General features: G+C 71.1%; 19 protein-coding genes. All 19 read right to left on the bottom strand.

All coding sequences use genetic code 11. From position 1 onward, the window contains the following. Window positions 1-2,307 (bottom strand): RelA/SpoT family protein, encoded by a 2,307-nt coding sequence (locus HFP48_RS13080; protein WP_006941018.1) that lies wholly within the window; start codon window positions 2,305-2,307, stop codon window positions 1-3. Between the two features lie 91 nt (window positions 2,308-2,398). Continuing rightward, entirely contained in the window at window positions 2,399-2,956 is a 558-nt protein-coding gene (locus HFP48_RS13075; RefSeq protein ID WP_168579589.1) for an adenine phosphoribosyltransferase, read from the bottom strand. Continuing rightward, window positions 2,953-4,707 carry an ABC transporter substrate-binding protein gene (locus tag HFP48_RS13070; protein WP_006941021.1) on the bottom strand — a complete coding sequence of 585 codons (1,755 nt, stop codon included), beginning with the start codon at window positions 4,705-4,707 and terminating at the stop codon, window positions 2,953-2,955. The genes HFP48_RS13075 and HFP48_RS13070 overlap by 4 nt, the downstream gene beginning before the upstream one ends. A gap of 1 nt (window position 4,708) precedes the next feature. Next, window positions 4,709-5,911: a protein translocase subunit SecF gene (gene secF, locus HFP48_RS13065; RefSeq protein WP_006941022.1), complete on the bottom strand. Its 1,203-nt coding sequence runs from the start codon at window positions 5,909-5,911 to the stop codon at window positions 4,709-4,711. Between the two features lie 2 nt (window positions 5,912-5,913). Continuing rightward, window positions 5,914-7,668: a protein translocase subunit SecD gene (gene secD / locus HFP48_RS13060; protein ID WP_168579588.1), complete on the bottom strand. Its 1,755-nt coding sequence runs from the start codon at window positions 7,666-7,668 to the stop codon at window positions 5,914-5,916. Between the two features lie 126 nt (window positions 7,669-7,794). After that, on the bottom strand, window positions 7,795-8,136 hold the full coding sequence (yajC, locus tag HFP48_RS13055; RefSeq protein WP_050035146.1) for a preprotein translocase subunit YajC: 342 nt from the start codon (window positions 8,134-8,136) through the stop codon (window positions 7,795-7,797). A 117-nt stretch (window positions 8,137-8,253) separates the two neighbouring features. Then, complete coding sequence (ruvB, locus tag HFP48_RS13050; RefSeq protein ID WP_029543471.1) at window positions 8,254-9,348, bottom strand: Holliday junction branch migration DNA helicase RuvB; 1,095 nt, start codon at window positions 9,346-9,348, stop codon at window positions 8,254-8,256. Continuing rightward, entirely contained in the window at window positions 9,345-9,938 is a 594-nt protein-coding gene (gene ruvA / locus HFP48_RS13045) for a Holliday junction branch migration protein RuvA (RefSeq protein WP_006941026.1), read from the bottom strand. The genes ruvB and ruvA overlap by 4 nt, the downstream gene beginning before the upstream one ends. Continuing rightward, window positions 9,935-10,513, bottom strand: coding sequence for a crossover junction endodeoxyribonuclease RuvC (gene ruvC / locus HFP48_RS13040; RefSeq protein ID WP_006941029.1), 579 nt, complete (start codon window positions 10,511-10,513; stop codon window positions 9,935-9,937). The genes ruvA and ruvC overlap by 4 nt, the downstream gene beginning before the upstream one ends. 101 nt (window positions 10,514-10,614) lie before the next feature. Next, window positions 10,615-11,367 (bottom strand): YebC/PmpR family DNA-binding transcriptional regulator, encoded by a 753-nt coding sequence (locus tag HFP48_RS13035; RefSeq protein ID WP_006941030.1) that lies wholly within the window; start codon window positions 11,365-11,367, stop codon window positions 10,615-10,617. A 64-nt stretch (window positions 11,368-11,431) separates the two neighbouring features. Continuing rightward, the gene (gene pdxT / locus HFP48_RS13030) at window positions 11,432-12,052 is read right to left on the bottom strand and encodes a pyridoxal 5'-phosphate synthase glutaminase subunit PdxT (protein WP_006941031.1); all 621 of its coding nucleotides are present in this window, start codon (window positions 12,050-12,052) and stop codon (window positions 11,432-11,434) included. A gap of 112 nt (window positions 12,053-12,164) precedes the next feature. Continuing rightward, window positions 12,165-12,980, bottom strand: coding sequence for an acyl-CoA thioesterase II (locus HFP48_RS13025; protein ID WP_006941032.1), 816 nt, complete (start codon window positions 12,978-12,980; stop codon window positions 12,165-12,167). Window positions 12,981-13,096: 116 nt separating this feature from the next. Then, a complete protein-coding gene (pdxS, locus tag HFP48_RS13020) occupies window positions 13,097-13,999 on the bottom strand; it encodes a pyridoxal 5'-phosphate synthase lyase subunit PdxS (protein WP_006943825.1) in 903 nt (300 codons plus the stop codon). Window positions 14,000-14,170: 171 nt separating this feature from the next. After that, window positions 14,171-15,190, bottom strand: a complete 1,020-nt coding sequence (locus tag HFP48_RS13015) for an NUDIX domain-containing protein (RefSeq protein ID WP_050035144.1) — start codon at window positions 15,188-15,190, stop codon at window positions 14,171-14,173. Between the two features lie 40 nt (window positions 15,191-15,230). Further along, window positions 15,231-16,358 carry a glycosyltransferase family 4 protein gene (locus HFP48_RS13010; RefSeq protein ID WP_050035143.1) on the bottom strand — a complete coding sequence of 376 codons (1,128 nt, stop codon included), beginning with the start codon at window positions 16,356-16,358 and terminating at the stop codon, window positions 15,231-15,233. Then, on the bottom strand, window positions 16,355-17,260 hold the full coding sequence (locus HFP48_RS13005; protein WP_006943828.1) for a phosphatidylinositol mannoside acyltransferase: 906 nt from the start codon (window positions 17,258-17,260) through the stop codon (window positions 16,355-16,357). The genes HFP48_RS13010 and HFP48_RS13005 overlap by 4 nt, the downstream gene beginning before the upstream one ends. Next, complete coding sequence (gene pgsA, locus HFP48_RS13000) at window positions 17,257-17,910, bottom strand: phosphatidylinositol phosphate synthase (RefSeq protein WP_050035142.1); 654 nt, start codon at window positions 17,908-17,910, stop codon at window positions 17,257-17,259. Before pgsA ends, HFP48_RS13005 begins: the two co-directional genes overlap by 4 nt. Before the next feature lie 124 nt (window positions 17,911-18,034). Next, window positions 18,035-18,583 (bottom strand): HIT domain-containing protein, encoded by a 549-nt coding sequence (locus HFP48_RS12995; protein WP_006943832.1) that lies wholly within the window; start codon window positions 18,581-18,583, stop codon window positions 18,035-18,037. Next, window positions 18,580-20,661, bottom strand: a complete 2,082-nt coding sequence (thrS, locus tag HFP48_RS12990; RefSeq protein WP_168579587.1) for a threonine--tRNA ligase — start codon at window positions 20,659-20,661, stop codon at window positions 18,580-18,582. The genes HFP48_RS12995 and thrS overlap by 4 nt, the downstream gene beginning before the upstream one ends. Between the last annotated feature and the right edge of the window lie 145 nt (window positions 20,662-20,806).

Below are 20,806 nucleotides of genomic sequence, written 5' to 3'. Positions count from 1 at the left end.
CTATGCCGCGGAGGTCACCCGGTACACGTCGTAGACGCCCTCGACGTTGCGGACGACGTTGAGCACGTGCCCGAGGTGCTTGGGATCGCCCATCTCGAACGTGAAGCGGCTCACCGCGACCCGGTCGCCGGTCGTGGTCACCGACGCCGAGAGGATGTTCACCTTCTCGTCGGCGAGTGCCTTGGTGACGTCCGAGAGCAGCCGGTGCCGGTCGAGCGCCTCGATCTGGATGGCCACGAGGAACACCGACGACGGGGACGGCGCCCACTTGACCTCGATGATCCGCTCGGACTGCTGCTGCAGGGATCCGGCGTTGGTGCAGTCGGTGCGGTGCACGCTCACCGAGCCGGTGCGGGTCACGAAGCCCATGATCTCGTCGCCGGGGACCGGCGTACAGCACTTGGCCAGCTTCGACACCGTGCCCGGCGCGCCGGGCACGAGGATGCCGGAGTCACCGCTCTGCCGGGACCGGGTCGGAATGGACGACGGGGTGGACCGCTCCGCGAGCTCCTCCTCGACGCCACCGACCCCGCCGAGCAGCGCGACGAGGCGCTGCACGACGTGGTGCGCCGAGACGTGGTGCTCACCGACCGCGGTGTAGAGCGCCGACACGTCGGCGTACCGCAGTTCCTTGGCCACGGCCTGCATCAGGTCCGCGTTCATCAGGCGCTGCAGCGGCAGCCCGACCCGCTTGACCTCCTTGCCGATGGCGTCCTTGCCGGCCTCGAGCGCCTCCTCGCGGCGTTCCTTCGCGAACCACTGCCGGATCTTGGCCTTCGCGCGCGGCGAGACCACGAACGACTGCCAGTCGCGGCTCGGCCCGGCATTGGGGTCCTTGGACGTGAAGACCTCGACGACCTCGCCGTTCTCGAGCTTGCGTTCGAGCGCGACGAGCCGGCCGTTGACCCGCGCGCCGATGCAGCGGTGCCCCACCTCGGTGTGCACGGCGTACGCGAAGTCCACCGGCGTCGACCCGGACGGCAGCGTGATCACGTCGCCCTTGGGGGTGAAGACGAAGATCTCCTTCACGGCGAGGTCGTAACGCAGCGACTCGAGGAACTCGCCGGGGTCGGCGGCCTCGCGCTGCCAGTCGAGCAACTGCCGCATCCACGCCATGTCGTCGAGCTCGGCGACGTCGCCCGAGTGTTTGCCCTTGGTCTCCTTGTACCGCCAGTGCGCGGCGATGCCGAACTCGGCGGTGCGGTGCATCTCGCGGGTGCGGATCTGCACCTCGAGCGGCTTGCCCTCAGGGCCGATCACGGTGGTGTGCAGCGACTGGTACACACCGAACCGCGGCTGGGCGATGTAGTCCTTGAACCGGCCCGCCATCGGCTGCCACAGCGAGTGCACGACGCCCACGGCGGCGTAGCAGTCGCGGATCTCGTTGCACAGGATCCGCACGCCGACCAGGTCGTGGATGTCGTCGAAGTCGCGGCCCTTGACGATCATCTTCTGGTAGATCGACCAGTAGTGCTTCGGCCGGCCCTCGACGGTGGCATCGATCCGCGACGCTGCGAGCGTCGCGTTGATCTCGGCGCGGACCTTGGCCAGGTAGGTGTCGCGCGACGGCGCCCGGGTGGCGACGAGCCGCACGATCTCCTCGTACTTCTTCGGGTGCAGGATCGCGAAGGACAGGTCCTCGAGCTCCCACTTGACCGTCGCCATGCCGAGACGGTGCGCGAGCGGCGCGATCACCTCGAGGGTCTCGCGCGCCTTGCGGGCCTGCTTCTCCGGCGGCAGGAAGCGCATGGTGCGCATGTTGTGCAGCCGATCGGCGACCTTGATCACCAGGACCCGGGGGTCGCGCGCCATCGCGATGATCATCTTGCGGATGGTCTCGCCCTCGGCGGCGGTGCCGAGCACCACCTTGTCCAGCTTGGTGACGCCGTCGACGAGGTGGGCAACCTCCTCGCCGAACTCGGCGGTGAGCTGCTCGAGACTGTAACCGGTGTCCTCGACGGTGTCGTGCAGCAGCGCCGCGATCAGCGTCGTGGTGTCCATGCCGAGCTCGGCGAGGATCGTCGCGACCGCGAGGGGATGGGTGATGTACGGGTCGCCGGACTTGCGCTTCTGCGACGCGTGCCGCTCCTCCGCCACGTCGTAGGCGCGCTGCAGCTCCGACAGGTCGGCCTTCGGGTACAGCTCGCGGTGGATCGTGACCAGCGGCTCGAGCACCGGCTTGAGAGTGGTGCCGCGCTGCCCGGTGATGCGGCGCGCCAGCCGCGCCCGCACCCGGCGGGAGGCCGACGTGGACGCCGAGGTCGGGGTCGGACCGGAATTCTGGGACCGATCAAGATTCTGGGTCATGCCCACACCTCCCGTCGCCGATGCACACCGGACGCACCGCCGCACACTCCTCGTCGTCCGGAACCACCGGCACCTGCGCCAACTCTAGCTCTCAGAGCCGAACCAATGACGTCACCGGGTACTTTTCCAGCCGCGCCCGCCCACCGAGGGCCTCGATCTCGGTCACCACCGCCACCGCGACGACCAAGGCACCGGCCGCGTCGAGAAGCTCCGCCGTCGCCGAGAGGGTGCCGCCGGTGGCGAGCACGTCGTCGACGACGAGTACCCGCCGCCCGCGCAACCGAACCGAATCCTGCGGGATCTCGATCGCCGCGGTGCCGTACTCGAGGGAGTACTCGCGGGTGTCCACCGGCGGAGGCAGCTTGCCGGCCTTGCGCACCGCGAGGACGCCGACACCCAGAGCGTGGGCGATGCCGCCGCCGAGCAGGAAGCCGCGGGCGTCGACGCCGGCCACCAGTTCCGCGTCCGGCGCGGTGGCGGCCAGCGCGGCGATGACCGCCCCGAAGGCCTCGCCGTCGGCGAAGACCGGGGTCAGGTCGGCGAAGCGGACGCCGGGCGTCGGGAAGTCGTCGACCCAGCGGGTACGGGCGGTGACCGCCGTGGCGGCACGTTCGATCAGAGCGTGCGCTCCGGCGGGATTGCTGTTCATCTGTTGAGGATCCACCTGTCCATGTTCCAGCCCGCACCGGCAGCGCTGGGGTTGGCGACGGCGGCACGCAGGCCGCCGGCGAAGGTCGTCTCCCGGGGCTGCGCGTACAGCGGCAGGGTCGGCATCGCGGTCCACAGGATCGTCTCGGCCTCACCCACCAGACCGGAGATGGTGGCGTCGTCGGTGGTGACGGCGAGGGCGTCGAGGATCTGGTCGACGCGGGCGTCGGCGAAGCGCCCGACGTTGCTGCCGGCCGCGGAGTTGAGGGCGCCGCGCGCGTCCTGCATGTCGGCCGTGCCTCCCGCCCCTGCCGCGACGGCGGTCCCGGCCAGGACGGCATCGACCTGTCCCGCCGTGAGCTGCGACGGCGTGAACGTGTCCGAGGCGGCGTCGACCACCTCGATGCCCGCCTCGCGACAGGACTGGGCGATCAGCTCGACGGTACGGGCGCGGCGCGGGTCCGGGCCGAGGTACCCGATCCGCACGGTGATGCGGTCCGTCCCCGCAGCGGCGAGCTCGGCCTGCGCCGCGGTCGTGTCCGCCCGGTCGTAGCGGGCTGCGGGCCCGGACACGCCCGGGTACAGCGGCGAGTCGGCGGGCAGCAGCCGCGACGACGTCGTCCCGGAACCGAGTCCGGTGGCGGGCACGTCCCCGACCCGGCCGAACTCGTCGAACAACTGCGAGCGGGGCACGCACAGCGCGAACGCCCGGCGCGCGGCGGCGGCGCCGAGGCTGCCCCCGCCGGTGCCCAGCACGAGCTGCTCGACGTTGCGCGACGCCGCGGCCGTCGTCTCCACGTCGTCCCCGAGGGACAGGTCGAGTGCCCCGGTGCCGGTGTCGGCGACGTGGACGCGGCCGTCGGCGGCCGCCGCGGAGGCGTCGGTGCCGCGCGGCCACACCACGATCCGGTCGGTGCCGGGCTTGTTGCCCCACCAGCGTTCGTTCGCGACGAGGACGAGCCCGTCCTCGGCGGTGAACGACTCGATCCGGTAGGGGCCGGAGGCCGGCAGCAGCGACAGGTCCAGCCGGCCGGGGGTCAGGTTCCACCCGGTGTTCCAGAAGTCGGCGAGCCGGCGCAGCGCCTCGACGTCGCCACCGCCGATGGCGGCGACCACGTCGGGCACCCCCGAGACCCGGGCAGCGACGTGCGCGGGCATCAGCTCGGTGGCGCCGAACAGGGCTCGCCAGTCGGCGTAGGCGCGGCCGGCGCGGAAGACGACGGTGGCGTCCTTGGACCCGGTCTGACAGTCGATCCGTTCGATGTCGACGTAGCCGGAGCGCCGGGCGGCGGAGAACAGGTTCGCCGGAGCACCCGAGGCGTCGGGCGCGGTGAATCGGCCGCTGGCGGCGGCCCAGGCGAGCACCAGGTCGTCGCACGACATCGGCACCCCGTCCGAGTACACGGAGTCCGGGGACAGCCGGTACTGGACGGTCAGCGGGTCCTGCGAGACGACGGTGGCCGCCCCGATGTCGGTGTCGGAGATCACCTGACCGGCCGGATCGACGTAGCCGAAGCCGGGCAGCACGCGGGCCAGGGCCTGCCGGGCTCCCGAGGCGGCGCCGTCCACGGTGTTGGCGTTGTAGGTGGTCACCGTGTTGTCGACGGCATACCCGATGGAGGGCAGGGACTCCTCCGTCGTGCCACAGGCGACGGTGGTCGCGGCGAGCGCCGCCGCGGCGGCCGCGCCCGCGATCGCCGCGCGGACGGACCGGCGGCGCCGGGCTCGACGTGTGTGCTCGGGTGCCGACATGTCAGTGCCTTCTCTTGGCGCGCTTTCCGGTGGGCCGGACGCCCGGTCTGGGGGTGCGCTCGGCCACCGGCGCGGCGCCGGCGCCCGCCGTCGTGGTCGCTCCGATGCGCTTGGTCACGGACACGGGTGTCGCGCCGGCGTGCGCGCCGACGGCCTCCCCGGCGGGGGGCACGGTCCGCGATTCGGCGGCGCCGCGCTTGGCGAGCACCTTGCGGGTGTGTGCGGCCACCGGCCCGCGCCATTCCTTGAGGGTCACCAGCAGCGGAGTCGCGAAGAAGATCGACGAATAGGCGCCGACCACGATGCCGACGAGCTGGACGAGGGCGAGGTCCTTGAGGGTGCCGACGCCGAGCAGCCACACCGCGATGACCATCAGCGCGAGCACCGGCAGCACCGAGATGACCGTGGTGTTGATCGACCGCATGAGGGTCTGGTTGACGGCGAGGTTGGCCTGCTCGGCGTAGGTCCGACGATGCAGGTGCAGGATGCCGCGCGTGTTCTCCTCGACCTTGTCGAACACCACCACGGAGTCGTACAGCGAGAAGCCGAGGATGGTGAGCAGGCCGATGACCGTGGCCGGGGTGACCTCGAATCCGACGAGCGAATACACCCCCGCGGTGACGATCATGTCGAAGAACAGGGCGGCCAGCGCCGCGAGCGCCATGTCCCGCTCGTAGCGCACCGCGATGTAGATGCTGACGAGCACCAGGAACACCGCGAGCGCGATGAGGGCCTTCTGGGTGATCTGTCCGCCCCACGTCTCGCTGACGTCGGCGACGCTGATCGCGTCGCGCGACGGCACGCCGTCGGGCCCGGTCGGCTGGAACTCGTCGTACAGCGCGTTCTGCAGGGTCCGGACCTGCTCGAGGTCGAGGGCCTCCGAACGGATCTGAATGGAGGCGCCCGCGCCGGACCCGACGGTCTGCACCGATACGGGCTCGGTGCCGAGGGTGTCGGAGTACACCGTCTCCACCTGCTCGGTCGTGACGCCCTCGGCGGCCGGGAGCTGGATGCGGGTGCCGCCCTCGAAGTCGATGCCCCACGTGAAGCCGCGGATCAGCATGCTCAGCAGCGCCACCAGCACGATGCCGCCGGTGAGCAGGTAGTAGAACTTGCGGCGGCCGACGATCTCGAACGCGCCGGTGCCGGTGTAGAGGCGGGAGAGGACGCTGTGCCGGGGTGCGGTCGTGGTGGTGTCGGTCATCGTCACGCCTCCTTCGCCGAGGCAGCCGCGAGCTGGCGTTCACGGGCGACCTGCTGTATGGCGCCGAGACCGTTCACGCTCGGCTTGGACCAGAACTTCGACGTCGACGCCAGGTGCACCAGCGGCCACGTCACCAGGAACACCACCACGACGTCGAGGATGGTGGTCAGGCCGAGGGTGAAGGCGAAGCCGCGGACCTGACCGACCGCGAGGACGTAGAGCACCGCGGCGGCGATGAAGCTCACGGCGTTGCCGGACAGGATGGTCCGGCGGGCCCGGGCCCAGCCGCGGGGCACAGCGGAGCGGAAGCTCCGACCCTCACGGATCTCGTCCTTGATGCGTTCGAAGAACACCACGAACGAGTCGGCGGTCATGCCGATGCCGATGATCAGGCCGGCGATGCCGGCGAGGTCGAGGGTGAAGTTGATGTACCGGCCGAGCAGCACCATCACCGCGTACACGGCGAGCCCGGACATCACCAGCGACAGCGCGACGAGCACGCCGAGCATGCGGTAGTAGACGAGACTGTAGAGCAGCACGAGGACCAGGCCGACGACGCCGGCGATCAGCCCGGCCTCGAGCGATGCCAGGCCGAGGGTCGCGGACACCGTCTCGGCCTCCGATGCGGCGAACGACAGGGGCAGCGAGCCGTACTTGAGGGTGTTGGCGAGCTCGGTGGCCTGGGTGTTGGTGAAGTTGCCGGTGATCGAGGTCGCGCTGCCGGCGGGGGTGGCGCCCTGGATCACGGGCGCGCTGACCACCTTGGAGTCGAGGACGAACGCGGCCTGCTGGCCGATGCTGGCGGCGGTGAACTGCGCCCAGGTGCTGCTGCCCTCGGAGTCGAACGTGAGGCTGACCTCGTAGCGGGACTGCTGGGTGTTGTAGCCGGAGGAGGCGTCGGTGATCTGCTGGCCGTCGATGATGCTCGGGCCGAGCAGATAGACGGCGGTGCCGTCGGTGGAGCACGCGACGAGCGGCTTTGCCGGATCGTCGTTGCCGGCGAGCGGGTCGGCGGCCGAGCAGTCCAGGGTGGCCATGGCCTGCTGCAGGACGGCCGGGTCCTCGCTCTGCCGGGTCTCCTTGGCGGCGGCGATGTCCGCGGCGGCCCGGGCCTGCGGGTCGAGGTCCTCCGTGGGAGCGGGAGCGGGCGCCGGGGTGTCGGTGGCGGGCGCCGGGGTGTCGGTGGCGGGCGCCGGGGCGTCGGTGGCGGGCGCCGGGGCGTCGGTGGCGGGCGCCGGGGTGTCGGTGGGATCCTGCGCCGGGAAGGGCCGGCCCTGCGGTTCGGGAGCGGGCGTGGCGGCGTCGGGCGCCGGCGTCGCGGGGGCGGGAGCCTGCGGGTCCGTGGGCGCGGGCGCCGGCTGCGCGGCGTTAGCGCTGGCGATGGGCTGACCGATCACGGGCCGGATGTACAGCCGTGCGGTCTGGCCGAGGGTGCGGGCCTGCGAGCTGTCGTCGCCGGGAACCGTGATCACCAGGTTGTCACCGTCGATCACCACCTCGGAGCCGGACACGCCGAGGCCGTTCACGCGGGTCTCGATGATCTGCTGGGCCTGCCGGAGACTGTCCTGGCTGGGCGCGCTGCCGTCCGGGGTGCGGGCGGTGAGGGTCACCCGGGTGCCGCCCTGCAGGTCGATGCCGAGTTTCGGCGTCGCCGACTTGTCCCCGGTGAAGAAGATCAGGGCATACAGCGCCACCAGGATCGCCCCGAACAGGGCGAGGGAGCGAACTGGATGCACCGATCCGTTGGAAGGTGCCACGGTCTGTCAGTCTCCTCGATGCGAGTGAGTGATGCGCTGGTCACGGGGCCACCGCACCCGTCGGGGCGCGGCCCCCGGCGCGGCCCGCACATCGGCCGGGGTGTCGACCGGTCGGTGTCCGACCGTTCAGTGCTCGGTCGGCCGGCCGGCGGGCGGCTCGGTGTCGTCGCCCTTGTCCAGCGAGAGGCCACCGGTCTCGTCCGTCGCCGAGCCGAGTTCGGTGACCCGCTCGCGGACCACGACCCGGGCCCAGGTGGTCACCACGCCGGGAGCGATCTCGAGATCGACGGTCGTGTCGGTGAGCGCGACGATGGTGGCGTGCAGCCCCGCCGTGGTCATCACCCGGTCACCGACCCGCAGCGCGTCCTGCAGTTCCGCGGTCTTCTGCATCTCCTTCTTCTGGCGCCGGATGCCGAGGAACGTCGGCACCAGCAGGGCAAGGATCAGCAGCGGGAAGAGCAGTTCCATCGTTGAAGTCAGTCCTCGAAGTCGTCCGGTATCGGGCGCCGGCGGTCGTGGACCGGCGCAGTAGACCAGTGTGCCATTACCGGCGCGGCTCCTGTACCGGCGCCGGTGGCCGACCGGTCATTCGTCGTCGAACAGGCCGGGTTGCGGTTCGCGGGCCCGCACCTCGATGCCGCCGGTAGCAGCCTCCGGCGGCGGTGTCAGCCCGAGCTGCAGCCACGCGGCCTGGGTCGCGACCCGCCCGCGCGGAGTGCGCGCGATCATCCCCGCCCGTACCAGGAACGGTTCGCAGACCTCCTCGACGGTGCCGGGTTCCTCACCGACGGCCACCGCGAGCGTGGACACGCCCACCGGCCCGCCCCCGAAGCTGCGGACCAGCGCGCCGAGCACGGCACGGTCGAGCCGGTCCAGGCCGAGCGCGTCGACGTCGTAGACCGCCAGGGCGGCCTGCGCGATCTCGCGGGTGATGATGCCGTCGGCGCGGACCTCGGCGTAGTCGCGGACCCGGCGCAGCAGCCGGTTGGCGATGCGCGGGGTGCCGCGGGAACGGCCGGCGATCTCGATGCTCGCCTCCTCGCCCAGGTCGATGCCGAGGATCCGGGCCGAGCGCAGCAGGATCTGCTGCAGTTCCGCCGGGTCGTAGAAGTCCATGTGCGCGGTGAAACCGAACCGGTCGCGCAAGGGTCCGGTCAGCGCGCCGGAACGGGTGGTGGCGCCGACGAGGGTGAACGGGGCGACCTCGAGCGGAATCGACGTCGCGCCCGGGCCCTTGCCGACGACGACGTCGACCCGGAAGTCCTCCATCGCCAGGTACAGCATCTCCTCGGCGGGACGCGCGATGCGGTGGATCTCGTCGATGAACAGCACGTCGCCTTCGACGAGGTTGGACAGCATCGCGGCCAGGTCGCCGGCCCGCTCGAGCGCGGGGCCCGACGTCAGCCGCAGCGACGACCCGAGTTCGGCGGCGATGATCATGGCCATCGACGTCTTGCCCAGGCCCGGCGGGCCCGACAGCAGGATGTGATCCGGGGTGCCGCCGCGCAGCTTCGCCCCGCGCAGCACCAGCTGCAGCTGTTCCCGCACCCGAGGCTGGCCGATGAAGTCGTCGAGGTTCTTCGGCCGCAGGCTCGCCTCGACGTCGCCGTCGGCGGGGGTGTACTCGGCGGTCATCGGCGCCTCGTCGGGGGCACCCGCAGGGGGGAAGTCCTCGATCATCGGCTCTTGCCCAGCAAGGCCAGCGCCGAACGCAGCGCGGTGGAGGTGTCGGAGTGCGGGTCACCCGCGAGGACCGTGTCGGTGGACTGCTCCGCCTGTTTGACGGGGAAGCCGAGTCCGACAAGAGCCTCGACCACCTGGTCGCGCATGGGCGAGCCGACCACCGCGGCCGGGGCGGAGGTTCCGGCGAACGCGGCGACCTTGTCCCGCAGTTCGACGACCATGCGTTCGGCGCCACGCTTGCCGATGCCCGGGACCCGGGTCAGTGCGGCGGTGTTGCCGTCGGCGAGGGCCGCACGCAACGAATCCGGATCCAGCACGGCCAGGGTGGCCATGGCGAGGCGGGGTCCGACACCGGAAACCGTCTGCAGCAACCCGAACAGGTCCCGGGCGTCGGGGTCGGGGAACCCGTACAGCGTCATCGAATCCTCGCGCACGATCATCGCCGTCACCAGGCGGGTGTCCTCGCCACGGCGGAGCGTGGCCAGGGTGGCGGGCGTGGCGTGGATCCGGTAACCGACCCCCGCGGATTCGATGACGACGTGGTCGAGTGCGATCTCGAGCACTTCCCCGCGCACCGAGGCGATCACCGTGCACCTGCCTTCCGCGCGGCGGCCTGTTCCCGCAGCCGCGCTTCGTATCGTCGTTTCTGTTCGGCCGCGGCGGCCTCGGCGGCGGCCATGCGTGCGAGCATGGGCGCACGCCAGCAGTGGCAGATCGCGAGGGCGAGGGCGTCCGCGGCGTCCGCGGGCTTCGGCGCGGTGGCGAGGCCCAGGATCTTGGTGACCATGGCCGTGACCTGCTTCTTGTCGGCCGAGCCGTTCCCGGTCACGGCGGACTTCACCTGGCTGGGGGTGTGGAACGCCACCGGGATGCCGCGTCGGGCAGCGGAGAGCGCCACCACTCCCCCGGCCTGGGCGGTGCCCATCGCGGTGCGGACGTTGTGCTGGGAGAACACCCGCTCGACGGCGACGACATCGGGCCGGAATCGGTCGAGCCAGTCCTCGGCGGCCGCGGAGATGCGCAGCAGCCGCGACGGCAGTTCCAGGTCGGGGGGTGTGCGGATCACGTCCACCGCCACGGCGGCGACCTCGCGTCCGCGGCCGGTGTCCACGATGCCGAAGCCGCATCGCGTCAGTCCCGGGTCCACACCCATCACGCGCACCCGTTCACCTCTCGACCGCTACGAACAACTGTTCGAGAGCATAGCGGCCGGGGCGGCGCGTCGCGGTATCGACACGCAGCCCCGGCCGGGAGCCGTCCGTCTCAGGCGTCGAGTTCGGCGAGGACCTCGTCGGAGACGTCGACGTTGGTGTAGACGTTCTGCACGTCATCGGAATCCTCGAGGGCGTCGACGAGCTTGAACACCTTGCGGGCGCTGTCCGCGTCGACGGGGACCTCGACCGAGGCCCGGAAGTCCGGGTCGGCCGATTCGTAGTCGATGCCGGCCTCGACGAGCGCGGTGCGCACAGCGATGAGATCGCCGGCCTCGGAAACGATCTCGAAGCTGTCACCGAGGTCGTTGATCTCCTCGGCGCCGGCCTCGAGCACGACCTCGAGGATCTCGTCCTCGGTGCGGCCGTTCTTCTCGAGCACGACGACGCCCTTGCGGGTGAACAGGTAGGACACCGAGCCGGGGTCGGCCATGTTGCCGCCGTTGCGGGTCATCGCGGTGCGGACCTCGCCCGCCGCGCGGTTGCGATTGTCGGTGAGGCACTCGATGAGGATGGCGACACCGCTGGGGCCGTAGCCCTCGTAGGTGATGGTCTGCCAGTCCGCGCCGCCGGCTTCCTCGCCGCCGCCGCGCTTGCGGGCCCGCTCGATGTTGTCGTTGGGGACCGAGTTCTTCTTCGCCTTCTGGATGGCGTCGTACAGCGTCGGGTTGCCCGCCGGGTCACCACCGCCGGTCCGGGCCGCCACCTCGATGTTCTTGATCAGCTTCGCGAACATCTTGCCGCGCTTGGCGTCGATGGCCGCCTTCTTGTGCTTGGTGGTGGCCCATTTGGAGTGGCCGCTCATTCGATTGGAGCCCCTTCCGGCGAGGTGAGGTCGGACCGGGTCCGACTGGTTCGGAGGGTCGATTCTACTCCGCGCCGACCTGCCCCGAACGGACGGTGTCGACGAACAGCCGATGCACCCGCAGGTCACCGGTGACCTCGGGGTGGAACGACGTCGCCAGCACCGCTCCCTGCCGCACCGCGACCACCCGTCCGGCGGCCGGTCCCTCGGGGACGGTGGCCAGGACCTGCACGCCGGGACCGACCTCCTCCACCCAGGGCGCTCGGATGAACACCGCGCGCACCGGATCCCCCTCGATGCCCGCGACGTCGAGGTCGGCCTCGAACGAGTCGACCTGCCGGCCGAACGCGTTGCGCCGGACGGTGATGTCGAGGGCGTCGAGGTGCTCGGCGTCGGGGCGGGTGTCGAGCACCTGCGAGGCGAGCAGGATCATGCCCGCGCAGGACCCGTAGGCGGGCAGGCCGGCCTTCAACCGGGCGCGCAGCGGCTCGAGCAGGTCGAACACCTGCAGCAGCCGGCTCATCGTGGTGGACTCCCCGCCGGGAATCACCAGGCCGTCGACGGCGTCGAGTTCGGCGGTCCGGCGCACCCCGATCGCGCGGGCGCCGGCCGCCTCGAGTGCGGTCAGGTGCTCGCGTACATCGCCCTGGAGCGCGAGCACGCCGATGGTCGGAGAACTTCCCACTGTCGCCTGTTCTGTCGGGGACGGGACGACACCCGTCCGAAGCCTGGATATCAACGCTAGCAGCCGCGGCGGGGTGTCCCGGCTCACGGACCGCGAGCCGGATGCCGGCGCATCAGCGCAGGTAGCGGGCCAGTCCCTCCTGCACCACCGCGGCGACCATCCGCCCGTTCCGGTCGAAGATGCGGCCCTGCGTCAGGGCCCGCCCGAAACCTGCCGACGGGGACGTCTGGTCGTACAGCAGCCAGTCGTCGGCGCGGAACGAGCGCAGGAACCACATGGCGTGGTCGAGGGAGGCGCCCTGCGTCTGCTCGTCGGGATGGGCGACGCTCGCGGAGCCGAGCAGCGTCATGTCGCTCATGTACGCCAGGGTGCACACGTGCAGCACGTTGTCGTCTGGGAGCGGGTCACGGACCCGGAACCACACCTGCTGCTGTGACACGATGCCGGCGCGCCGGAAGAGGCGATCCTCCGGCACCCGTCGCAGGTCCCATTCCGGCCACTCGCGCCTGGCCCACAGGTTCCCCGGGTCGTCCGAGTCCGCGAGGTCGGCGAGGTCGTCGGGATCCGGCACCTGGGGCATCTCGTCCTGGTGCTCGATGCCGTCGTCCTGGACGTGGAACGACGCGGACATGGTGAAGATCGCCTGCCCGTCCTGCACGGCGGTCACCCGCCGGGTGCCGAACGACCGGCCGTCGCGGATCGGGTCGACGAGATACACGATCGGCTTCTCGGGGTTGCCGGGGCGGACGAAGTACCCGTGCAGCGAATGCACCGAGTACGCGGGATCGACGGTGCGCACCGCGGATACCAGCGCCTGTCCGGCGACCTGCCCCCCGAAGGTGCGCTGCAGCGACGTCTCCGTCGCCACGCCCCGGAAGATGTTCTTCTCGAGGTGTTCGAGCGCCAGGATCTCCTCGATCTTCGCCATGCGGGCTCCTTCCCGGTCCTGCGACAGGCTATCCGCAGGGCCCGGCGAGAAGCGACGGGAGCCTCCGACACGGTCGGAGGCTCCCGTCGCACGCGGGGATGCCGGCGGCGGTGGGGTCACCAGCCCCGCTCGGCGAGGCGGTGCGGAACCGGGATGTCGTCGACGTTGATGCCGACCATGGCCTCGCCCAGGCCACGCGAGACCTTTGCGAGCACGTCCGGGTCGTCGTAGAAGGTGGTGGCCTTGACGATCGCGGCGGCACGCTCGGCGGGGTTGCCGGACTTGAAGATGCCCGAGCCGACGAACACACCCTCGGCGCCGAGCTGCATCATCATCGCCGCATCGGCCGGGGTGGCGATGCCGCCGGCCGTGAACAGCGTCACCGGCAGCTTGCCGGCCTTCGCGACCTCGACCACCAGGTCGTACGGCGCCTGCAGTTCCTTGGCCGCGACGTAGAGCTCGTCCTCGGGCAGGGAGGTCAGCCGCCGGATCTCCTGGCGGATCTTCCGCATGTGGGTGGTGGCATTGGAGACGTCGCCGGTGCCGGCCTCGCCCTTGGAGCGGATCATCGCCGCGCCCTCGTTGATGCGGCGCAGCGCCTCACCGAGGTTGGTGGCGCCGCACACGAACGGCACGGTGAAGGCGAACTTGTCGATGTGGTTCTCGTAGTCGGCGGGGGTGAGCACCTCCGACTCGTCGACGTAGTCCACGCCGAGGGCCTGCAGGATCTGTGCCTCGACGAAGTGACCGATGCGGGCCTTGGCCATCACGGGGATGGACACGGCCTCGATGATGCCTTCGATCATGTCCGGGTCGGACATGCGGGACACGCCACCCTGGGCGCGGATGTCGGCGGGGACGCGCTCGAGCGCCATGACGGCGACGGCACCCGCGTCCTCGGCGATCTTCGCCTGCTCGGGGGTGACCACGTCCATGATCACGCCGCCCTTGAGCATCTCGGCCATACCGCGCTTGACGCGGGCGGTGCCGGTGGTGGGAACGGACTCGGGGCTGCTCACAGCAAGAACTCCTGGGGTATGGCCTGCAGAAACTGACGCGGCGGACGGAATCGGGCACGTCGCGGCGCCGCTCCCGATTCTAGGGGCACCGCGGGGACCGTCCCATAGCCAGTCGCGAGGCCCTGGCCTGCCTCGCAGGCAATCGACTCCGCCTGCCTCGAGTGCCGGCGCTCACCGGATGGCGCGGACCTCCGGCTCCACACGACGCACGGCGACGTCGCGCGCCTCCCCCAGCAGGTCTGCGAGATCCTGCGGATACACGGCCTCGCCGTGGCGCTGCAGGTCCCGGATCTCGCCCTCGGCGAACCAGCGGTGCTCGAGGCTCATGCGGCGCTCGAGGTCGGTGAATCCGCCGTCGCCCGGCTCGAAGGCGGGCGTCTGCAGCGCGAAGAACAGTTCCTCCGAGCGGATGAGCTCGCCGTTGAAGGGGAACACCGCCACCCGCCGCCACATGGGCCCGCACAGCTGCTCGGGCGCGACCGGCAACCCGGTCTCCTCCCCCACCTCGCGGACGGCGGCCGCGCGCAGCGTCTCCCCCACCTCGACCGCACCGCCGACGGTGAACCAGAAGTGCACGTCCGGCGTGGTCGGGTCGTGGCCCCGCAGCAGCAGCACCCGTCCCTCGTGGTCGAACAGCACCACCCGCGCCGAGGTGCGCGTCTCGTCGAGCGACAGGCCCGTCGCCGCGGCCGGGTTCGTGCGCTCGGCGATCTCGAAGTAGTTCGGCAACGATGCCGTGCCGCCGAGATGCAGCCAGCGCACCGGCCGGCGGCTGCGCAGCGTCAGCGTGTCGCGGACGGCGTCGTTGTGGAACCGCCGTGCGATCAGCACCCGCGCCTCGGCATCGGCGAGTTCGGCCACCAACTGCGGGCGCAGCCGCTCGGTGTCCACCGCGGCCAACGCGGCCGACAGCGCGTTCTCCGCCGATTCCCGTTCGGCACGGTCCGCCCGTTCGGCGCGGTCGGCCAACGCGGCCAGCCGACGGCCCTCGGCGACCGGGGTGGAGGCCGCGATGCCGCGCGCCACCACGGCGCGACGGGCCAGGGCGGCGTCGAGCGCCTGCCAGGAGAGGTCCGAACGCACGTGGAGCCGGTCCAGCCGGTTGGCCGTGCCGTAGGCCCACAACCCGAGCGCGACGATGATCGCGGAGATCAGCGCCAGGACGAGAACGGTGACCGCGGACAGCGTCACGTCCCACTCCCCTCACGCGGTGCCGTCGCCGGCTCGCACCTCACGACCGGACCTCCCGAACCGGCCCGGCTCCGACGGTGACGGTTTCGTACACGCGCAGGATCTGCTCGGCCACCACCGGCCAGTCGTAGGAGCCGACGATCTCGTTCGCCGCCGCCACCAGGGCGCGACGGCGGGCACCGTCGTCGAGCAGGGCGCGGATCGCGGCGGCGAGAGCCTCCGAGTCGCCCAGCGGGACGAGCACGCCGGCGCGCCCGTCGCGCAGTACCCGGCGGAACGCGTCGAGTTCGCCGGCCACCACAGGGGTACCGGCGGCCATCGCCTCCACCAGCACGATCCCGAAACTCTCCCCACCGAGGTTGGGGGCGCAGTACACGTCGGCGCTGCGCATCGCCGAGGCCTTCTCCGCGTCGGACACCTGGCCGAGCAGCCGCAGGTGCCGGGCGTACCGGCCGGCCTCCTTGCGCAACCGGTCCTCGTCCCCGCGGCCGACCACGAGGATCTCGAGGTCCGGGTAGTGCTCGACGAGCAGCGGCAACGCGCCGAGCAGCACCGCCATGCCCTTGCGCGGCTCGTCGTACCGGCCGAGGAACAGCACGGTGCGGCCGGCGCGGGGATAGCCGGGCAGCGTCGGGGCGTGAGCGAACGAGGACACGTCGACACCGTTCGGGATCTCCACGGCGTCCGAGCCGAGCGACGTCACCTGCCAGCGCCGGGCGAGTTCGGACACGGCGATGCGGCCGCTGATCTTCTCGAGATACGGCTGCAGCACACCCTGGAAGGTGCTCAGCACCAGCGATTTGGTCGTCGACGTGTGGAACGTCGCGACGATGGGGCCCTCGGCGATCTTCAGCGCGAGCATCGACAGGCTCGGCGCGTTCGGCTCGTGGATGTGCAGGACGTCGAAGTCGTTGTCGTTGATCCACCGCCGGACCCGCGCATAGGAGACGGGGCCGAAGCTCAGGCGCGCCACGGACCCGTTGTAGGGGATGGCAACGGCGCGCCCGGCGGAGACGACGAAGTCCGGCAGCTCCGTGCGGTCGGAGGCCGGGGCGAGGACGCTGACCTTGTGGCCGCGTTCGATGAGCACGTGGGCCAGGTCCACGACGTGCGCCTGCACCCCGCCCGGTACGTCGAACGAGTACGGGCACACCATCCCGATCTTCACCGCGCCTCCATCCGGGCCAGGCGGGCCTCGGAGAGGTCGTCGAACCAGAGCGGTTGCAGCATGTGCCAGTCCGCGGGGTGTTCGGCGATGTCGGCGGCGAAGCAGTCGGCGAGAGCCTGTGTCGCCGGCCCGATCCCGCCGGTGACGTCGAGTTCGGGGTGGACCCGGAAACCCCAGCCGCCGTCGGTGAACCAGCAGTGCACCGGCAGCAGCGGCGCGCCGGTCTCGGCGGCGAGCTTCGCCGGGCCGGCGGGCATGCGGGTGGGCTCCCCGAAGAACGTCACCGGCACGCCCTTGCGGGCCAGGTCGCGCTCGCCGAGCAGGCAGACGATCCGGTTCTCGCGCAGCCGCGTCGCGAGCCGGTCGAACGGCGGCGACTCACCCCCGCTGAGCGGGAAGATCTCGAAGCCGAGGCTCTCGCGGTACGCGACGAACCGCTGGTAGAGCGATTCGGGGCGCAGGCGTTCGGCCACCGTCGACAGGCCACCGTAGGTCTGCGTGCACCACACGCCGGCCATGTCCCAGTTCCCGCTGTGCGGCAGCGCGAGGATCACACCGCGCCCGGCCGCCAGTGCTTGCTCGATGTGCTCGCGGCCCTCGACGGCGTGATCGAGGGCGGCGGCCGTCACGGTCAGGTCCATCGAGGGCAGCCGGAACGCTTCCCGCCAGTAGCGGGCGTAGGACCGCACGGACTGCCGGATCAGCTCGTCCGGGACCTGCGCGGCGGGCACGCCCAGGACCCGGGCGAGGTTGCGGCGCAACTGCTGCGGGCCACCGTGGCGCCGGGCGGCGACGTCGGCGCCGAGGTCGAACAGGCGGCAGGCGGTGGACTCGGGCAGCGCCCGCACGAGCCGCCACCCGGCGGCGTAGCCGAGGTCGGAGGCACGTTCGGTCGCGCTCATCGGGCTTCTCCGTCGGCCGGGGTCGACGACGGCAGGGGCAGCAGCTCGCGGGCACCCGGGGAGCGGCGCACGGCGAGCACCCGCTGGAACACGGTGATCACCGAGCCGGCGGCGAGCAGCCACATGGCGGCGTGGATCGCCCACCACACGCCGAGTCCGGTGACGCCGGCGCCGACCAGCACGATGACGAGCCGGTCGGGCCGCTCGATCAGGCCGCCGTCGGCGGACAGGCCACTCGCTTCGGCGCGGGCCTTGGCGTACGAGATGACCTGGGAGGTGACCAGGCAGATCAGAGTTGCGATCAGCAACGGTCGGCTCTGTTCCCCGTAGACGGCCCACCAGGCCAGCCCGGCGAAGATCGCGCCGTCGGCGAGGCGGTCACAGGTGGCGTCGAGGACGGCGCCGAAGCGGGTGCCGCCGCCGCGGGCGCGGGCCATCGCCCCGTCGAGCATGTCGAACATCACGAACAGCCAGATCACGATCGCGCCCCAGAACAGCTGCCCCATCGGGAACAGCGTCACGGCGGCGGCGATCGTGGCAACGGTGCCGATGAGTGTTACCGCGTCCGGCGTGAGGCCGGTGCGGATCAAGGCCCTGCCGAGCGGGGCGGTGACCTTCGACACCGACGCACGCCCGAAAAAGCTCAGCATCCACCGACCCCCGTCTTCCGTTCACACCGTTGCGTCCGGGACACGATCCTGCCACGCCCGCGAACGGCGACAAACATACAGGCGGGGGCGGCGACGGACACCGGGGCCGGGGCCCGGTGCGGCGTCACTCGTTCCAGGCCGCCGCGAGCAACGCGCGGGTGTCCCGCAGCAGCTGCGGCATGACCTTGGCGCCGCCGAGGACGGTGATGAAGTTGGCGTCGCCGCCCCACCGCGGCACCACGTGCAGGTGCAGGTGTTCGGCGAGCGAGCCGCCGGCGGCGGCCCCGAGGTTGAGGCCCACGTTGAAGCCGTGCGGCCGCGAGACGCTCTTGATGACCCGGATCGCCCGCTGCGCGAATGCCATCAACTCGGTGCTCTCCTCGGGGGTCAGGTCCTCGAGGTTGGCGACCCGGCGGTACGGCACGACCATCAGATGACCGGGGTTGTACGGGTACAGGTTGAGCACCGCGTACACGTGCTCGCCGCGCGCGACGACGAGACCCTCCTCGTCCCGCATCTTCGGGATGTCCGTGAAGGGCTCGTACGGCGCCTCCTTGGATCGCGGTGCCTCCGCGATGTACGACATCCGGTGCGGGGACCACAGCCGCTGCAGGTGGTCCGGTTCTCCGGCACCGCGATCGACGAGGGCGTCGTCGGAGCAGTCGCCGCTCACGCGGCGCCGCCCCGGTCGACGGGAGCGACGAGCTCCGCGGTGGGCGAGGCGTTCTCCCGCCGTCCGATCCACTCGGTGACCAGACGGATCGCGTCGGCCACGGGCACACCGTTGACCTGGGTGCCGTCCCGGAACCGGAAGCTGACCGCCCCGGCCTCGACGTCACGCTCGCCCGCGAGCAGCATGAACGGCACCTTCTGCGTGGTGTGGTTGCGGATCTTCTTCTGCATCCGGTCGTCGCTGGTGTCGACCTCCGCACGCACCCCGGCCGCCTTCAGCTGCCGGGTGACGTCGAACAGGTGATCCTCGAAGGCCTCCGCGACGGGGATCCCGACGACCTGCACGGGGGCGAGCCACGCCGGGAAGGCGCCGGCGTAGTGCTCGGTGAGCACGCCGAAGAAGCGCTCGATCGAGCCGAACAGGGCCCGGTGGATCATCACCGGCCGATGCTTGCTGCCGTCGGGACCGGTGTATTCGAGCTCGAACCGCTCGGGCAGGTTGAAGTCGAGCTGGATCGTCGACATCTGCCAGCTGCGCCCGAGCGCGTCCTGCACCTGGACGGAGATCTTCGGCCCGTAGAAGGCGGCGCCACCCGGGTCCGGCACGAGATCGAGCCCGGAGCCCTCGGCCACCTCGCGCAGCGTGTCGGTGGCCTCCTCCCACAGGACGTCGTCGCCGACGAACTTCTTGGGGTTCTTCGTCGACAGCTCCAGGTGGTAGTCCTCGAGGCCGTAGTCCCTCAGCAGGTCGAGGACGAAGTTCAGCGTCGTGGTCAGCTCGTCGCGCATCTGCTCGCGGGTGCAGTAGATGTGCGCGTCGTCCTGCGTCATGCCGCGCACCCGGGTCAGGCCGTGGACGACGCCGGACTTCTCGTACCGGTAGACCGAGCCGAACTCGAAGAGCCGCAGCGGCAGCTCCCGGTAGGAGCGGCCGCGGGAACGGAAGACGAGGTTGTGCATCGGGCAGTTCATCGGCTTGAGGTAGTAGTCCTGGCCCGGCTTGCGCACGGTGCCGTCCTCGTTGAATTCCTCGTCGATGTGCATCGCCGGGAACATGCCGTCGCGGTACCAGTCGAGGTGACCGGACACCTCGTAGAGGTGCCCCTTGGTGATGTGCGGGGAATACACGAACTCGTAGCCGGCCTCGACGTGCCGCCGACGCGAGTAGTTCTCCATCTCCTGGCGGATGATGCCGCCCTTGGGGTGGAACACCGGCAGACCGGAACCGAGCTCGTCGGGGAAGCTGAACAGGTCGAGCTCGTTGCCGAGCTTGCGGTGGTCGCGGCGCTCGGCCTCGGCGAGCAGCTCGAGGTAGCGCTCCTGTGCCTCCGGGGATTCCCACGCGGTGCCGTAGATGCGCTGCAGGCCGGCGTTGTCCTGGTCACCGCGCCAGTAGGCGGCGGAGCTGCGGGTGAGCTTGAACGCCGGGATGTACTTGGTGGTGGGGATGTGCGGGCCGCGGCACAGATCGCCCCAGATCTTCTCGCCCGTCCGAGGGTTGAGGTTGTCGTAGATCGTCAGTTCCGCGCCGCCGACCTCCATGATCTCGGGGTCCTCGTCGAGGGAACTGTTGCCGGCCGACTTCTCACTGATCAGTTCGAGCTTGAACGGCTCGTTCTTCAGTTCCTCGCGTGCGTCGTCCAGGTTCTCGACGACGCGGCGGGAGAACCGCTGCGCGCCCTTGACGATCTGCTTCATGCGCTTCTCGAGCTTCGCGAGGTCCTCCGGGGTGAAGGGCCGGTCGACCTGGAAGTCGTAGTAGAAGCCGTCCTTGATCGGGGGCCCGATGCCCAGTTTGGCCTCCGGGAACTCCTGCTGCACGGCCTGGGCGAGGACGTGTGCCGCGGAGTGCCGGATGACGGAGCGGCCGTCCTCGGTACCGGCGGCGACCGGCTCGATCTCGGTGTCCTGTTCCGGCGTCCACGACAGGTCGCGCAGCCGGCCCTCGCCGTCGCGGACCACGACGATCGCGTCGGGTCCGCTGTTGGGTAGGCCGGCCTCCCGGAGGGCGGCACCGGCAGTGGTCCCCGCGGGCACCCGGACGAGCACGGCTGGGTCTACGGATGCGGGCGTCGTCACTGTGGTGGGCTCCTCGGGCTCGTGCCGGTGATGGGTGCACCGACGCCGCGGGGCATGCCACGCGTCGGCAACCAGACCATGCTATCGACACCACCCCGGTCGCCCGTTCACCCGGGCACCGCCGGGGCGGTGCGGGCCGGAGCGG

The sequence above is a fragment of the Rhodococcus sp. DMU1 genome (assembly GCF_012272955.1).
GTDB classification, from domain to species: domain Bacteria; phylum Actinomycetota; class Actinomycetes; order Mycobacteriales; family Mycobacteriaceae; genus Rhodococcus; species Rhodococcus aetherivorans.
The sequence above is the reverse complement of the archived record's forward strand: the minus strand, read 5'-3'. Positions and strand labels throughout refer to the sequence as shown.

What these genes read in the sequence shown, in the direction of transcription:
- HFP48_RS13080 (WP_006941018.1), bottom strand. Translation starts at nt 2,307, where the DNA reads ATGACCCAGAATCTTGATCGGTCCCAGAATTCCGGTCCGACCCCGACC.
- HFP48_RS13075 (WP_168579589.1), bottom strand. Translation starts at nt 2,956, where the DNA reads ATGAACAGCAATCCCGCCGGAGCGCACGCTCTGATCGAACGTGCCGCC.
- HFP48_RS13070 (WP_006941021.1), bottom strand. Translation starts at nt 4,707, where the DNA reads ATGTCGGCACCCGAGCACACACGTCGAGCCCGGCGCCGCCGGTCCGTC.
- secF (WP_006941022.1), bottom strand. Translation starts at nt 5,911, where the DNA reads ATGACCGACACCACCACGACCGCACCCCGGCACAGCGTCCTCTCCCGC.
- yajC (WP_050035146.1), bottom strand. Translation starts at nt 8,136, where the DNA reads ATGGAACTGCTCTTCCCGCTGCTGATCCTTGCCCTGCTGGTGCCGACG.
- ruvB (WP_029543471.1), bottom strand. Translation starts at nt 9,348, where the DNA reads ATGATCGAGGACTTCCCCCCTGCGGGTGCCCCCGACGAGGCGCCGATG.
- HFP48_RS13035 (WP_006941030.1), bottom strand. Translation starts at nt 11,367, where the DNA reads ATGAGCGGCCACTCCAAATGGGCCACCACCAAGCACAAGAAGGCGGCC.
- HFP48_RS13025 (WP_006941032.1), bottom strand. Translation starts at nt 12,980, where the DNA reads ATGGCGAAGATCGAGGAGATCCTGGCGCTCGAACACCTCGAGAAGAAC.
- HFP48_RS13005 (WP_006943828.1), bottom strand. Translation starts at nt 17,260, where the DNA reads ATGAGCGCGACCGAACGTGCCTCCGACCTCGGCTACGCCGCCGGGTGG.
- pgsA (WP_050035142.1), bottom strand. Translation starts at nt 17,910, where the DNA reads ATGCTGAGCTTTTTCGGGCGTGCGTCGGTGTCGAAGGTCACCGCCCCG.